This is a genomic window from Escherichia sp. MOD1-EC6162, assembly GCF_002965125.1.
Taxonomy (GTDB): domain Bacteria; phylum Pseudomonadota; class Gammaproteobacteria; order Enterobacterales; family Enterobacteriaceae; genus Escherichia; species Escherichia marmotae.
The window spans coordinates 1-15,643 of record NZ_PTSB01000001.1; the positions used below are offsets into that span (position 1 = coordinate 1).

13 protein-coding genes are annotated in these 15,643 nt (G+C 50.0%); 5 read left to right on the forward strand and 8 right to left on the reverse strand.

The genetic code is table 11. The features are described from left to right. Positions 1 to 705 (forward strand): S-formylglutathione hydrolase (gene fghA / locus A9587_RS00005; RefSeq protein ID WP_098756130.1); only part of this gene is annotated, 705 nt, incomplete at its 5' end. A 31-nt stretch (positions 706 to 736) separates the two neighbouring features. On the opposite strand, the gene cirA is transcribed toward fghA, so the two are convergent. The 3 genes from cirA to yieE form a co-directional block, all read right to left on the reverse strand. Then, positions 737 to 2,728, reverse strand: a complete 1,992-nt coding sequence (cirA, locus tag A9587_RS00010) for a catecholate siderophore receptor CirA (protein WP_105263641.1) — start codon at positions 2,726 to 2,728, stop codon at positions 737 to 739. 291 nt (positions 2,729 to 3,019) lie between these two features. Then, a complete protein-coding gene (lysP, locus tag A9587_RS00020; protein WP_000253267.1) occupies positions 3,020 to 4,489 on the reverse strand; it encodes a lysine-specific permease in 1,470 nt (489 codons plus the stop codon). Between the two features lie 205 nt (positions 4,490 to 4,694). Further along, positions 4,695 to 5,576: a DNA-binding transcriptional regulator YeiE gene (gene yieE, locus A9587_RS00030; protein ID WP_000548304.1), complete on the reverse strand. Its 882-nt coding sequence runs from the start codon at positions 5,574 to 5,576 to the stop codon at positions 4,695 to 4,697. Positions 5,577 to 5,674: 98 nt separating this feature from the next. Here yieE and A9587_RS00035 point away from each other — a divergent pair, with 98 nt between their 5' ends. The 3 genes from A9587_RS00035 to A9587_RS00045 all read left to right on the forward strand — a co-directional run bounded on the left by A9587_RS00035 (position 5,675) and on the right by A9587_RS00045 (position 8,746). Continuing rightward, positions 5,675 to 6,724 carry a YeiH family protein gene (locus A9587_RS00035; RefSeq protein ID WP_105281893.1) on the forward strand — a complete coding sequence of 350 codons (1,050 nt, stop codon included), beginning with the start codon at positions 5,675 to 5,677 and terminating at the stop codon, positions 6,722 to 6,724. A gap of 73 nt (positions 6,725 to 6,797) precedes the next feature. Beyond that, complete coding sequence (gene nfo / locus A9587_RS00040; RefSeq protein WP_059271203.1) at positions 6,798 to 7,655, forward strand: deoxyribonuclease IV; 858 nt, start codon at positions 6,798 to 6,800, stop codon at positions 7,653 to 7,655. 2 nt (positions 7,656 to 7,657) lie between these two features. Continuing rightward, entirely contained in the window at positions 7,658 to 8,746 is a 1,089-nt protein-coding gene (locus A9587_RS00045; protein WP_105263640.1) for a sugar kinase, read from the forward strand. A 106-nt stretch (positions 8,747 to 8,852) separates the two neighbouring features. Here A9587_RS00045 and A9587_RS00050 read toward each other — a convergent pair whose 3' ends face one another. Continuing rightward, positions 8,853 to 10,103 (reverse strand): NupC/NupG family nucleoside CNT transporter, encoded by a 1,251-nt coding sequence (locus A9587_RS00050; protein ID WP_001516712.1) that lies wholly within the window; start codon positions 10,101 to 10,103, stop codon positions 8,853 to 8,855. A gap of 99 nt (positions 10,104 to 10,202) precedes the next feature. Beyond that, positions 10,203 to 11,144: a ribosylpyrimidine nucleosidase gene (gene rihB, locus A9587_RS00055; protein ID WP_001516713.1), complete on the reverse strand. Its 942-nt coding sequence runs from the start codon at positions 11,142 to 11,144 to the stop codon at positions 10,203 to 10,205. A gap of 129 nt (positions 11,145 to 11,273) precedes the next feature. Here rihB and A9587_RS00060 point away from each other — a divergent pair, with 129 nt between their 5' ends. After that, positions 11,274 to 11,972, forward strand: coding sequence for a transcriptional regulator YeiL (locus tag A9587_RS00060; protein WP_001516714.1), 699 nt, complete (start codon positions 11,274 to 11,276; stop codon positions 11,970 to 11,972). A 71-nt stretch (positions 11,973 to 12,043) separates the two neighbouring features. Here the strand turns inward: A9587_RS00060 and A9587_RS00065 are convergent, their stop codons facing one another. From A9587_RS00065 to A9587_RS00075, 3 genes are all read right to left on the reverse strand, one after another. Then, positions 12,044 to 13,294: a NupC/NupG family nucleoside CNT transporter gene (locus A9587_RS00065; RefSeq protein WP_016248968.1), complete on the reverse strand. Its 1,251-nt coding sequence runs from the start codon at positions 13,292 to 13,294 to the stop codon at positions 12,044 to 12,046. A gap of 92 nt (positions 13,295 to 13,386) precedes the next feature. Continuing rightward, a complete protein-coding gene (gene psuG, locus A9587_RS00070) occupies positions 13,387 to 14,325 on the reverse strand; it encodes a pseudouridine-5'-phosphate glycosidase (RefSeq protein WP_001516716.1) in 939 nt (312 codons plus the stop codon). Next, positions 14,313 to 15,254: a pseudouridine kinase gene (locus A9587_RS00075; RefSeq protein WP_061090409.1), complete on the reverse strand. Its 942-nt coding sequence runs from the start codon at positions 15,252 to 15,254 to the stop codon at positions 14,313 to 14,315. The genes psuG and A9587_RS00075 overlap by 13 nt, the downstream gene beginning before the upstream one ends. Positions 15,255 to 15,643 lie beyond the last annotated feature (389 nt).

Consider the following 15,643-nt stretch of genomic DNA (forward strand, 5'->3'; position numbering starts at 1 on the left):
GTGCTGTACTGGCTTTCAGGCTTAACCTGTAATGATGAAAACTTCGCCACCAAAGCAGGTGCCCAGCGCATGGCGGCAGAACTGGGGATTGTACTGGTAATGCCAGACACCAGCCCGCGTGGCGAACATGTTGCCAATGACGACGGCTATGATTTAGGCCAGGGTGCCGGGTTTTATCTTAACGCCACGCAACCGCCGTGGGCGGCACATTACCGGATGTATGATTATCTGCGTGATGAATTACCAGCACTGATTCAGTCGCAATTTAACGTCAGCAATCGCTGCGCCATCAGCGGCCATTCGATGGGAGGTCATGGTGCTCTGATTATGGCGCTGAAAAATCCGGGCAAATATACCAGCGTTTCCGCCTTTGCGCCGATTGTGAATCCGTGCAGCGTTCCGTGGGGAATCAAAGCATTTAGCACCTATCTGGGTGAGGATAAAAATGACTGGGTGGCATGGGACAGTTGTGCGCTGATGTACGCCAGCAATGCGCAGGATGCGATCCCGACGCTGATTGATCAGGGTGATAACGATCAGTTTCTTGCCGACCAGTTACAACCCGCCGTGTTGGCAGAAGCCGCGCGCCAGAAAGCGTGGCCGATGACGCTGCGTATTCAGCCGGGTTATGATCACAGCTATTACTTCATTGCTTCTTTTATAGAGGATCATCTGCGCTTCCATGCGCAGTATTTACTGAAGTGACAGTCCGCCCGGTTCGCCGGGCATCTTCTCATCAGAAGCGATAATCCACCGCCATAAAGTAACGACGTCCGTCTTCGTTATAGCTGTAGTCATCACGGCTGAGATCTTTATCTGTCAGGTTCAGCACGCCCGCGCGCAGTTTGACGTCTTTGGTCACCTGCCATGCCGCACCGGTATTCCAGATCGTATAGCCACCCGGCGTTTTAGCCGTATCGCTATCGGCACGTTTCTGCCCGGTATAATGAGCAGAAACATAGAATGACCAGTCTTCCAGCACCAGTGGTTTCCAGTCCAGCGTACCGTTGGCGGTATGGAACGGCAGATCGGAAAGCGGTTTGTTTTCACCATTGCTGACATCACGACCATCGTTATAGGTGTAGTTGAGTGACAGTTTCCATTCGTCACTGAACGGGATTTTCAACTCGGTTTCCACGCCCTGAATGCGCGCTTTGTTAACGTTGTAGTAGCTGAATACCGGTACACGTCGACCATTAGCCCCGGTTTCAAAACCTACAAAGTTCTGGTAGCCCGGTGCAGCGTTGACGTCGGACGTGCGGCTGATACTGATGCGATCTTTCACATCGTTACGGAAAACAGTCACGCTGGATTCAACGCCTTCCAGCCAGCCTTCTTCCCCCATGTAGTAAAGCCCCAGCTCCCAACTTTCGCTGGTTTCTGGCTTCAGATCCGGGCTACCAACAATCTTACATGCGCCACGGCAGGAATTAGTCGTCCAGTCAGGGCTAAGTTGCAGTAAAGAAGGTGCTTTAAAAGCCGTCGCCCAGCCGCCTTTCACCGTTACGGTATCGGTGGCGTTATAGACCAGATAGGCACGCGGGCTCCAGTGATCGCCGTAGGTTTCGTGATCGTCCATACGCACGCCGGTCGTCAGCGCCAGCGGCTCGAAGATCCGCCATTCGTCTTCCACAAACAGTGCATACTGGCTGGCAGATGTTTTGGTGCTGGTGCCGCCGGTCAGGTTTACCGCATCGCTAAGTTTGTCGTGACGCCATTCACCGCCGACCGTGACAAACTGATTAATCACCGTCAGCGGTAACGTGTATTTGCCATCAACAGTATTACTTTCTGAGGTAATCGGGCTGCTGTTACCAGGGTTTTTGTTTTCGACTTTCTCGCCATAGTATTTCAGCTCACTGGTGCCATAATCCCAGCGACCATTATGGCTGACAGAGTAGTTCTGGCGTTCCAGGCGGTTTTTGTCCAGCGAGTCGGAATCACGATCCTGACGGTCGAAACCGTAACCAGCGGTAAAATCGTGATTTTGATTCGGCGTCCAGGCAAATTCGACATTGCCATCGCGGCTGGAGAATCCTTCAATGCGCGGCGTTTCTCCGCTATCGGTGGTGGTTGAGTTCTGCGGGTCATCCTTTTCACGTTTCGCCAGGCTGCCGTAGGCTTTCATTCCCAGCACGCCGTCAATTAGTGGCCCACTGGTAAAAAACTGACCGTTGTAGGTGTCGCCGCGATCGCGATGCTCCTGAATGGTGGTATCGACCGTAACGGTTCCTGACCATTTCTGGCCAATTTTTTTGGTGATAATGTTGACCACCCCGCCGAGCGCATCAGAACCATATAACGAGGACATCGGGCCACGTACCACTTCAATACGTTCGATGGAATCAACCGGGATCCAATTCAGATCGAAGTCATTATGACGGAAGACAGCATTGCGGGAGTTCACGCGTTTACCATCGACAAGAATCAGGGTATAGCTGCTGTCCAGACCACGAATGCTGACGCCCTTGCGATTGTCCCCTTCGTTAGTCAGTTGTACGCCTGGCACTTCTTTGAGGACATCTTTCAGGTTCTGTACCGGTTTACGCTGCAAGTCTTCCTGGGTAATGACGCTGATACTGGCAGGTGCGTCTTTGAGGTTTTGTTCAACGGAAGAGGCGGTGACAACCATCGTTTCGCCATCATCATCAACCGCTAACACAGGCCATGCACAAGAAATCGCGGACAAACACAGCCCGACCCGTACGAAGGGGTTCAACCTAAACATTCCATATCTCCATGAGGTAACTACGAAAATAAAATGGGTTATCGCTCACATCTTCTTCACGTCCTCTTGCGCACGGCAGCATCGCAGTGGACTTTTTTTGTATGCAGGTGATCATCCCAGAGCGCCTGAACAGCCTCTGATTTGTCAGCCTTTTTCATTTCGCGTAACAATAATGCAAACGATAACAATTATCAATTCAATTGTTAAATTTTATATACGTATGATTTATATGGGAAATAGAATTGAAAAAGCCCTCTCAGGTGAGAGGGCTTAATAAGGAAGAGATAACGCTTATTTATTGTCGTTCTGTGGGAACTTCATTTCGCTGTAACGCACGAAGTGAGTTCCTTTAATCAACTTGTAACCAAACCAGATGGCCAGGAATAGCGGGATACCGATATACGTTGCCGCTACGCCGCCCCAGTCGATGGTATCTTTCAGGAACGCTTCGTAGTTCTGGCCCAGAGTGATAATCAGGCACAGCACAAAGGCGAAGATCGGTCCCAGCGGGAAGAAGCCCGAACGATACGGCAGGTCGTTAATATCGTGTCCCTGCAATACATAGCCGCGACGGAAACGATAGTGACTGATAGCAATCCCCAGCCAGGCGATAAAGCCGGTCATCCCGGAGGTATTCAGCAGCCACAGATACACCGTCTGGTTACCAAACATGGAGGTCAGGAAGCACAGACCGGCAATCACCGTCGTGGCATATAGCGCATTACGTGGTACACCGCCGCGCGACAGTTTAGAGAAAATACGCGGCGCTTTGCCATCGCACGCCAGGGTGTACAGCATACGGGTAGACGCGTACATACCGGAGTTACCCGCTGACAGTACTGCTGTCAGAATAACCGCGTTCATCACCGCCGCCGCAGAAAGCAGTCCTGCGTGCTGGAACACCAGCGTGAACGGGCTGACGCTGATGTCTTTCACATCATTGCGTAACAGACTTGGATCGGTGTACGGAATGATCAAGCTGATGATCAGGATCGCGAATACATAGAACAGCAGAATTCGCCAGAACACCTGACGTACCGCACGCGGAATATTTTTCCCCGGCTCTTCAGATTCACCCGCCGCAATACCAATCAGTTCGGTTCCCTGGAAGGAGAAGCCGACAATCATCGCCACACCGATCATCGCCGCAAAACCACCGGCAAACGGTGCCTCGCCTATCGTCCAGTTACTCCAGCCAGCAGGCTGTGCACCTTTGAAGATACCGAAAATCATCATCACGCCAACGGCGATAAAGATAATCACGGTCGTAACTTTGATCAGTGAGAACCAGTACTCCGCTTCACCAAAGCCTCTGACCGAAATGTAATTCAGCAGGAAGATAACGCCGAGGAACAGCGCACTCCAGATCCAACCAGGGACATCCGGGAACCACCAGCTCATTACCAACTGCGCGGCCACCAGATCAACAGCGATAGTTACCGCCCAGTTGTACCAGTAGTTCCAGCCCAGCGCGAAGCCAAAGCCCTCTTCTACATAGTTCTGACCGTAAGTCGCAAACGAACCAGAAACTGGCATATACGCCGCCAGTTCGCCAAGACTGGTCATCAGGAAGTAGACCATCAGGCCAATCAAAATATACGAGAGCAGCGCCCCGCCCGGACCTGCCTGAGAAATCGTTGCACCAGAGGCAACAAAAAGACCCGTACCGATGGAGCCACCAATGGCAATCATCGTCAGGTGACGCGCCTTTAATTCACGGCGTAAGCCCGGCGCTTCTGTGGTTTTAGTTTCGGAAACCATACGAAAATGCTATCCATCATTAAAAATGAGGCGCGATTGTAGCAGACGATTTGCAATCCTTCCGATAGAAATGCGCTTTTATAAGAGACCTTCATGATCGCCCAGGAATTATAAGTAAAGCAGCCAATCTCTTTTCTGGCGAATGCCTGACGCTGGCGCTGCGTCACGAAATCGACACAGCGCCAGCATGTTCCTGTACAGCAACTTAACGCGGTAAATTGGCAGGATTGCAGTAGTCCAGAAAGCGCATTAACGCGTTGGAAAGGTGTTTTTGCCGATGATGAATACGCCACAGCGTGCGCATCAGGCGCGGCAGCGGGACAGCAACTTCACGTAAAGAGCCAGCCTGTAATTGCTCTTCAATCACCCGTCGCGACAGGCAGCTAATCCCCAGTCCGTGACGCACAGCATGTTTGATGGCCTCGGAGTTTCCCAACTCCATCGCCATCTCAAACTTCGGCAGATGCGACAGTAACAGATAGTCGACAATCTCCCGCGTACCAGAACCGCGTTCACGCAGGATCCACGGTGCGGCAGCAAGCTGTTCTAAGGTGACCGGACCATGAGCAAGCGGCGAGGTTGGCGAGGCGAAAACCACCAGTTCGTCTTCCAGCCAAGGTTCAGAAATGATTTCAGTGCTGTGGCACGGCCCTTCAATAAAGCCAATATCAACGCGGAAATCCAGCACCGCCTGCATCACGTCCTGGCTGTTACCAACGCTAAGTTCAATCGGCAACTGCGGGTAATCATGGCGATAACGGGCGATAACAGCGGGTAAAATGTAATTGCCGATGGTGCTACTGGCATAGACACGAATCGCGCCGTTGTCTTCGCGAAACAGTTGTTCAATTTCAACAGCCTGTTCCAGCAGCGCCAGCGCGCGCGGATAAAGCAGCCGTCCGTGTTCATTAACAACCAGTCTTTTCCCCACGCGATCAAACAGTTGCACGCCAAGCTGCCCTTCCAGGTCGGTCAAGGCTGCGCTCACTGCTGATTGCGACAACGCCAGCATCACCGACGCCTGGGTGGTGGATCCACTTTTCAATACTTCTGCAAAAACTTCCAACTGTCGGAGGGTGATGTGCATAGTCGCTTACCACTTATAAAGATTAATTATAAATATATAATCAATTTTATTTTTAAACCAGTTGGTCGTAACCTTATGCCCGGTTAAAGGAGAGGGTTATGACGAATATCACCTTACAGAAACAACATCGTACACTGTGGCATTTTATTCCGGGGTTAGCCCTGAGTGCAGTTATCACCGGGGTCGCCCTGTGGGGTGGTTCCATTCCCGCCGTTGCGGGTGCCGGGTTTAGTGCCCTCACCCTCGCAATCTTGTTGGGGATGGTTTTAGGCAACACCATCTATCCGCACATCTGGAAAAGCTGTGACGGTGGCGTGCTGTTTGCCAAGCAATATTTATTACGTCTGGGTATCATTCTTTATGGCTTCCGTCTGACGTTCTCGCAAATTGCCGATGTCGGTATCAGTGGGATCATCATTGACGTGCTGACGCTGTCCAGTACCTTCCTGCTGGCTTGCTTCCTGGGGCAGAAAGTGTTTGGCCTGGATAAGCACACCAGTTGGTTGATTGGTGCCGGTAGCAGTATTTGTGGTGCCGCTGCGGTACTGGCAACTGAGCCGGTAGTGAAAGCGGAAGCCAGTAAAGTAACCGTGGCTGTTGCAACCGTTGTTATCTTCGGGATCGTCGCGATTTTCCTCTACCCGGCGATATATCCGCTGATGTCTCAATGGTTTAGCCCGGAAACTTTCGGTATCTACATTGGTTCTACTGTGCACGAAGTGGCGCAGGTGGTGGCGGCAGGTCATGCCATCAGCCCGGATGCAGAAAACGCAGCAGTTATTTCCAAAATGCTGCGCGTGATGATGCTGGCTCCGTTCCTTATTCTGCTGGCTGCACGTGTTAAACAGCTATCTGGGGCGAACAGCGGCGAGAAAAGCAAAATCACCATTCCGTGGTTTGCCATCTTGTTCATCGTAGTTGCCATCTTTAACTCGTTCCACCTGTTACCGCAGAGCGTGGTGAACATGCTGGTAACGCTGGATACCTTCCTGCTGGCAATGGCGATGGCGGCGCTGGGTCTGACCACTCACGTCAGCGCGCTGAAAAAAGCTGGGGCGAAACCTCTGCTGATGGCACTGGTACTGTTTGCCTGGTTGATTGTTGGTGGTGGTGCAATTAACTATGTGATTCAAAGCGTCATCGCATAAACCACTACATCTTGCTCCTGTTAACCCGCTATGATTACCGTTTTCCTCCAGCGGGTTTAACAGGAGTCCTCGCATGAAATACATTGGAGCGCACGTTAGTGCTGCTGGCGGTCTGGCAAATGCCGCAATTCGCGCCGCCGAAATCGACGCAACCGCGTTTGCCTTGTTCACCAAAAATCAACGTCAGTGGCGTGCTGCACCGCTCACGACGCAAACCATCGATGAATTCAAAGCCGCCTGCGAAAAGTATCACTACACGTCGGCGCAAATTCTTCCCCACGACAGTTATCTGATTAACCTTGGCCATCCGGTCGCAGAAGCCCTGGAAAAGTCGCGCGATGCGTTTATAGATGAAATGCAGCGTTGCGAACAACTGGGTCTCTCTTTGCTCAACTTCCACCCCGGTAGTCACCTGATGCAAATTTCAGAAGAGGATTGCCTGGCGCGCATTGCCGAATCCATCAACATTGCGCTGGATAAAACACAAGGTGTGACGGCGGTGATTGAAAATACTGCCGGTCAGGGCAGCAACTTAGGATTTAAGTTCGAACATCTCGCGGCGATTATCGACGGCGTGGAAGATAAATCCCGCGTCGGCGTTTGCATTGATACCTGCCATGCTTTTGCTGCCGGATATGATTTGCGTACCCCTGCCGAATGCGAGAAAACGTTCGCAGATTTTGCCCGTATTGTCGGCTTTAAGTATCTGCGCGGGATGCACCTCAACGATGCGAAAAGCGCCTTTGGCAGCCGCGTTGACCGCCATCACAGTCTTGGTGAAGGTAATATTGGCCATGATGCTTTCCGCTGGATCATGCAGGATGATCGCTTCGACGGTATTCCGCTGATCCTCGAAACCATTAACCCGGATATCTGGGCGGAAGAAATCGCCTGGCTGAAAGCGCAACAAACTGAAAAAGCGGTAGCCTGAAAATGAATAACCGGGAGAAGGAGATCCTTGCAATTTTGCGGCGTAACCCGCTGATCCAGCAGAATGAAATTGCTGATATGCTGCAAATCAGCCGTTCGCGCGTAGCGGCGCATATTATGGATTTAATGCGCAAAGGCCTGATTAAAGGCAAAGGTTACATTCTCACCGAGCAGGAATACTGTGTGGTGGTGGGGACAATCAATATGGATATTCGCGGGATGGCGGATATCCGTTATCCGCAAGCGGCCTCTAATCCCGGTACAATTCATTGCTCGGCTGGCGGCGTCGGGCGCAATATCGCCCACAATCTGGCACTACTGGGCCGTGACGTGCATTTACTCTCGGTGATTGGCGATGACTTTTATGGCGAAATGCTCTTAGAAGAGACGCGCCGTGCCGGAGTGAATGTCTCAGGCTGCGTTCGTTTACACGGTCAAAGTACGTCAACGTATCTCGCGATTGCCAATCAAGACGATGAAACCGTGCTGGCGATAAACGATACCCATCTTCTGGAGCAATTGACGCCGCAATTACTGAACGGGTCGCGTGATTTACTTCGCCATGCGGGCGTGGTGCTGGCTGATTGTAACCTGACTGCTGAGGCGCTGGAGTGGGTCTTTACCCTTGCCGATGAAATTCCGGTGTTTGTCGATACCGTTTCGGAATTTAAAGCAGGAAAAATCAAACACTGGCTGGCACATATTCACACCCTGAAACCGACTTTGCAGGAACTGGAAATTTTATGGGGACAGGCGATCACCAGCGATGCTGACCGTAATGCCGCAGTGAATGCGTTGCATCAGCAAGGTGTTCAGAAACTGTTTGTTTATTTGCCCGATGAGTCAGTTTATTGCAGCGAAAAGGATGGCGAGCAATTTTTACTGACTGCACCAAAACATACGACGGTAGACAGTTTTGGCGCCGACGATGGTTTTATGGCGGGACTGGTGTATAGCTTTCTGGAAGGAAGCAGTTTTCGCAATAGCGCCCGTTTTGCGATGGCCTGCGCGGCAATTTCGCGCGCCAGCGGCAACATAAACAACCCTACTCTGTCTGCCGATAACGCGCTTTCATTGGTGCCAATGGTGTAACAATGTTGCCGGATGCGACGCTTGACGCGTCTTATCCGGCCTACAAATCAGGCAATTTCAGCAAGTAAATGTAGGCCTGATAAGCTTGCGCATCAGGCAATGACACTCAAGCTAAACCAATAAAGAACCCGGCAATGGTCGCACTCATCAGGTTGGAGAGCGTCGCCGCCGCCAGCGCCCGTAAACCAAGTTGGGCGATTTCCGGCGCACGGTGCGGCGCAACCGCAGAAAATGCCCCAACCACCACGCCGATAGAACCAAAGTTAGCGAAACCGCACAGCGCAAAAGAAATAATCGCTACGGTTTTAGCATCCAGAGTGCCTGCGGTTTGCAAATACGGTGAGAAACTCAGGTAAGCGACAAATTCGTTAATCGCCAGTTTCTGCCCAATCAAACTTCCCGCAAGGTTGGCATCACTCCAGTCAACCCCCATCACCCACGCCAGCGGAGCCAGCAGGTAACCTAAAATGGACTCCAGCGAGGCATTTTCAAAACCAAACCAACCGCTAACACCGCCGATAATACCGTTAATCAACGCAATGATGGCGACAAATGCCATCACCACAGTCGCTACACCTGCGGCGATTTTCAGCCCGGTCATTGCCCCTGTAGCAGCGGCTTCAATAATGCTTTTTGGCGGTGTTTCGGTGAAAGAGAGGTTATTAAAGGAAACTTGCGAAGATTCCGTAGCCGGGCTTAACAAGCGAGCAAACAAGATCCCGCCGGGGATCGCCATTAACGATGCCGCCAGCAGATATTCCACTGGCACGCCCAGTGCAGCGTACCCAATCATCGTCGAACCGGCAATTGAGGCCATGCCACTACAAATCGCCGTAAATAATTCATTGCGATTCAGACGATCAATAAATGGCTTCACGATCGCCGGAATTTCGTTTTGCCCGAGGAAAATGGTGGTGACAGCAACAAATGACTCAATCTTGCTGATATGTAAAGCTTTCTGGAATATACCGCCAAGAATACGAATTAAGATCCCCATCACGCCAATGTAGTAAAGAATACTCACCAGTGCAGTAACGAAGATAATTGCCGGTAATACCCTGAAACCAAAGATAAATCCTGCGCCATCAAACAGGGTGTCCATTTTCGGCCCAACCAGAGAACCGAAGATGAAGGCACTACCCGCATCGCTGTACGCCATCACTTTATGGACACCAAAAGCGACCTTTTCTGCAACCCAACGTCCAGGCGGAAGCCAAAGCATAATACCGCCAATCACGACCTGTAATACCAGCGCCGCGCCGACGGTTCTCAGGCTGATCTTCTTCTTATTCACCGACAGCAAAAACGCAATCGTCAGCAATACCACCATTCCCAGAACACTTCTCATGACATCCATAGTTATTATCTCTTCATGTCATTTTGGGCGACGGCTTTCTGCCCATTATAAATAGCCGGGCTTGCACCTTGCGATACAGGCCCGACTTGCTATCAACACTTAATGGGTTTTGATGTAGCCGCGAACGCATTCTTCGACTAATCCCCAGAACCAGTCGGTATCAATTGTGATGCCGACTTTGGTATTAGCGGGCTTGCCGAGAACACCCAGTTCGTCGCAGACGGTACGCCCGTAACAAGGGCCGCTGTTGACGTCTACTTCGACATACATTTCCTGGGTTTTAATGCCATCAGGGTTAATCAGATAGCCAATGCAGGTGGCGTCATGCACCGGGCCACCAGCCAGACCATAATTTTCGAACTGAGTTTTGAGGGTGAAATTCATGATGTCACTGAACAGTTCACCGGCAGGGCCACCTGCCCTTTCCATCCGCGCAATCACATCCGGGGTGCAAACAGTCTGGTTAGTGAGATCGAGGCCCATCATCACCAACGGAACGCCGGAGGTGAACACTACGCGTGCGGCTTCCGGATCAGCAAAGATGTTGAACTCGGCAGACGGCGTAAAGTTACCTGTACCGTAAGCGCCGCCCATTAGCACAATTTCACGGATTTTCGACAGAATTGCAGGCTGCATCCGCATTGCCACCGCGATGTTTGAAAGTGGACCAACCGGCACCAGAGTGATATCGCCATCGCTTGCCATCAGGGTATCGATGATGTATTTCACCGCATGGGTGCTTTCAGCTTTACGGGTCAGCGGCTCGAATACCGGGCCATCCAGTCCGGTTTCACCGTGAATATTATCGGCAACGATTTGTTTGCGCATAATCGGCTGCGGCATCCCCGCATAAACCGGAACATTAATCTCCAGTTTCTGACAAACATTCAGACCATTAATTAATGTCTTATTGAGGGTTTGATTACCGGCCACAATGGTAATACCTAATAAATCAATCGCCGGATGTTTCGCTGCCATCATTATTGCAATAGCGTCATCATGACCCGGATCACAATCCAGGATAATTTTTCTTTTTTCCATTGTTTATTCCCTCTGTTTCAAGTTGCGTTATTTTTTCTACAGCAAAGAAAATTCAATCGGGCCGATAATTGAATCTTAACAACAGCGTACGTATGCTAAATATGAGAAATCTCATAGCGGGTAAACATCGTGAAAGAAATCCACAATAATGATCTTAAGCAGCAATTAATTGACGAATCCGCATTTAAGGTGTGCTTTGCAACGGATGTTTCAGTGGACACTCGGCTGTTTCATTTTTTAGCGCGTGACTACATTGTGCAGGAAGGACAACAGCCGTCATGGCTGTTTTACCTGACGCGAGGCCGCGCCAGACTCTACGCCACGCTTGCTAATGGTCGGGTGTCGCTGATCGATTTCTTTGCCGCACCCTGTTTTATTGGCGAGATTGAGTTAATCGATAAAGACCATAAACCGCGCGCGGTGCAGGCTATTGAAGAGTGTTGGTGTATTGCGCTTCCCATGAAAAATTACCGTCCGCTGTTATTAAACGACACACTATTTTTACGAAAACTCTGCGTCAGCTTAAGCCATAAAAATTATCGTAATATTGTTTCTTTAACGCAGAATCAATCATTTCCGTTAGTGAATCGCCTGGCCGCATTTATATTACTCTCGCAGGAAGGTGATCTTTATCACGAAAAGCATACCCAGGCGGCAGAGTATCTGGGTGTTTCTTATCGACACCTGTTATATGTTCTCGCACAATTCATTCACGATGGTTTATTAATTAAAAATAAGAAAGGATATTTAATTAAAAACAGAAAGCAGTTGTTAGAGCTGGCGCGGGAGATGGACCCGGAGAATAAACTCTCCGGGATGATGCAGTAAAAATTATTTGAATGCTGCGCGATTGCCGGATGCGACGCTTGATGCGTATTATCCGGCCTACGAATCGAGCATTACGCCAGACCAATAAAGAACCCGGCAATTGTCGCACTCATCAGGTTGGAGAGCGTCGCGGCTGCCAGCGCCCGTAAACCAAGCTGAGCGATTTCGGGCGCACGTTTTGGCGAAATAGCCGAGAACGCCCCAACGACAACACCGATAGAGCCGAAGTTAGCAAAACCACAAAGCGCAAAGGAGATAATCGCCACGGTCTTCACGTCCAGCGTGCCGCCCGTTTGCAGATAGGGCGAGAAACTCAGGTAAGCGACAAATTCATTAATCGCCAGTTTCTGCCCAATCAAACTCCCCGCAAGGTTGGCATCACTCCAGTCAACCCCCATGATCCACGCCAGCGGTGCCAGCACATAGCCAAAAATACTTTCCAGAGAGGCATTGGCAAAACCAAACCAGCCGCCAATACCGCCGATAATGCCATTGATCAGCGCAATAATTGCGACAAATGCCATTACTACCGTCGCCACACCTGCGGCGATTTTCAACCCGGTCATCGCACCATTCGCCGCCGCTTCGATAAAGCTTTTTGGCGGCGTCTCGCTGAATGACAGGTTTTCAAATGTCACCTGCGAAGATTCCGTCGCCGGGCTAAGAATACGCGCAAACAAGATCCCGCCAGGGATAGCCATCAGCGATGCTGCTAACAGATAGTCAATCGGCACGCCCATTCCGGCATAACCAATCATCATCGAACCGGCAATAGATGCCATGCCGCTACAAATTGCGGTAAACAACTCGTTGCGATTCATGCGATCAATAAACGGTTTAACGATCGCCGGGATCTCATTTTGCCCGAGGAAAATGGTGGTGACCGCAACAAATGATTCGATTTTGCTGATGTTAAGGGCTTTCTGAAAGATACTACCAAGAATACGGATCAGCAGTCCCATCACACCAATGTAGTACAGCAAACTGATGAGTGCGGTAACGAAAATAATCGCCGGAAGTACGCGAAAGGCGAAAATAAAGCCTGCGCCATCAAACAGGACATCCATTTTCGGCCCCACCAGCGAGCCAAAAATGAAGGCGCTGCCGGCATCACTGTAGGACATGACTTTATGTACGCCTAACGCCGCCTGCTCTACCGCCCATTTTCCCGGCGGAAAATAGAGCATAACGCCGCCAATGGCGATTTGCAGCAGCAGCGCGGCACCTACGGTGCGTAAACTGATGCTTTTTTTATTCACTGACAACAAAAACGCGATTGCCAGCAATACCACCATCCCCACAACACTTCTCATTATATCCATAATGATTTCCCTTCATGCCAGTAAACCCGGCGTCAACGCCAGGTTTCGGTATGTATGATAAGTACGGGCGACGGCTTTCTGCCCGTCAGAAATTAACCCACGAGACGTTGATATTCTTTGGCAATTTCGCTCGCCAGAATGGCATTGTTAAACACCAACTGGATGTTAGATTTCAGGCTATCGCCGCCGGTCAGTTCAGCAACTCGCGCCAGCAGGAACGGCGTACTCTCTTTACCGATTACACCTTGCTCTTCAGCTTCGGCAACGGCCTGATCAATTGCAGCGTTAATACTTTCTTCCGGCATCGCAAACTGTTCCGGGATCGGGTTCGCCACCACCAGGCCACCGTTCAGACCACTTTGCCATTTCACCGCCATCGCACGGGCAATTTCGCTGGCGCTGTCGAGACGGATGCTGACCTCAAACGGACTGGTGCGGCAGAAAAATGCCGGTAATGCTTTGGTCTGATAACCAATTAACGGCACACCGAAGGTTTCTAAATATTCGGTGGTTAAACCTAAATCGAGAATAGATTTCGCTCCGGCACAAACCACGGTAACATTGGTATGCGCCAATTCCTGTAAATCGGCAGAAATATCGAATGTCTGTTCCGCGCCACGATGTACCCCACCAATACCGCCGGTGGCAAATACCTTAATTCCGGCAAGCGCCGCAATAATCATGGTTGAAGCAACAGTAGTAGCGCCATTTTTTCCGGCCGCAACAACAAAAGGTAAATCGCGACGGCTAACTTTGGTTACGTTATGTCCTTCACGCCCCAGTAATTCAATTTCTTCTTTGCTTAAGCCTACTTTCATCACACCGCCAATAATAGCGATAGTGGCTGGTACGGCTCCCTGTTGACGAATAGTTTCTTCTACTTCAATTGCAGTCTGGGCATTTTGTGGAAACGGCATACCGTGAGAAATAATGGTCGACTCCAGCGCCACAACCGGTTTTTTGTTTTTTAAAGCATCCTGCACTTCCGGGGAAATCTGTAATAACTCCGGGGAAATTTTTAATTCAGACATTCTGCGTTCTCCACTAACGATATAACGTTGGCAACCGATAAATCAGGGTTATTGGTGTATTCACAGGAGAGCGCCATTGACGAACATCCCTGTGCAAAACGAACGGATTCGGCAAACGGCATCCCGTCTACCCAGCACGAAGCAAGTCCCGCCATCATGGCATCGCCCGCTCCGGTAACATTGACGACATTGGTTTTAATCGGCGCAGACCAGCCGCTTTCACCGCGGATTTCGCTGTAATAAACACCGTCACCGCCCATGCTCAGAACCAGTCGGTTCAGGCCATTTTGATGGAACCAGGCGGCAACTTTCGCCACATCTTCACGCCCCGAAAGGGCAATACCGCTCAGGGTTTCCGCTTCCAGACGGTTTGGCTTCAGTGTATGGATCTGCTTTAACCGTTCGCGTACTTTGACGCATTTCCATGCTGAAACAGGATCGACAAATACAGGTGCGTCGGCGGCGTTATCCAGGAGCCAGATCAGCGCCTCTTCACTGATATTACAGTCTGCGACAATGACCTTTGCCCCTTGAATAAAATCACGGTGCTGTGAGAGGAACTCCGCTGAAATACAGTTGCTAATATTCATATCATTTATAGCAACCAGCATTTCGCCGGTATTATCGAGTAGAGATAAATAACTTGAGGTATTTTCCCCTGGCACAATAAGGCATTTATCGACATAAACACCGGACTGATTAGTTTGTGTCAGGAGCGATTGACCATAAAAATCACTTCCTACGGCGCTCAGTAGCCAGGATTTTTTCCCCAGCAACGCCAGGTTTTGTGAAATATTGCGCCCTACGCCACCGGGGGTAAATTTTATTTTCCCAGGATTTGAATCCGCATAATTTAATGATCCATGTGAATATCCGGCGACATCAATATTAGCCGAACCTATAATTACGACATATTCCTTTTCGCGCATAGCACGTCCTCTGGTAAAAAATTACCAACCCTGTCAATCCACAAGAATATAGGTACTGCAAAGACCGTTTAAACATATGTTCATATTTAAACATGTGCTCATAGTATGCTTGTTTTACTTAAAGTAAATTACTGCCAGAGGGGCAAAATGAGCAGATTTGAGCAGGCTCACAAAACTCTATTATTGGCGGTTTTAGAAAAAGCGAAGAAATTGTGAAGTAATGCACAGAACTGAAACAATAAAAAAGGGCAGAAATTAATCTGCCCTTGAGAAAATGACGTTGCTGTTTGATGAGAGGTTCAGGTTTCTATTTGAAGTAAAAACCATTTAAATTCATAGAATTAATTTCAAACACTTTTCACTTATCTTGCGGTCATCAACGGATACAG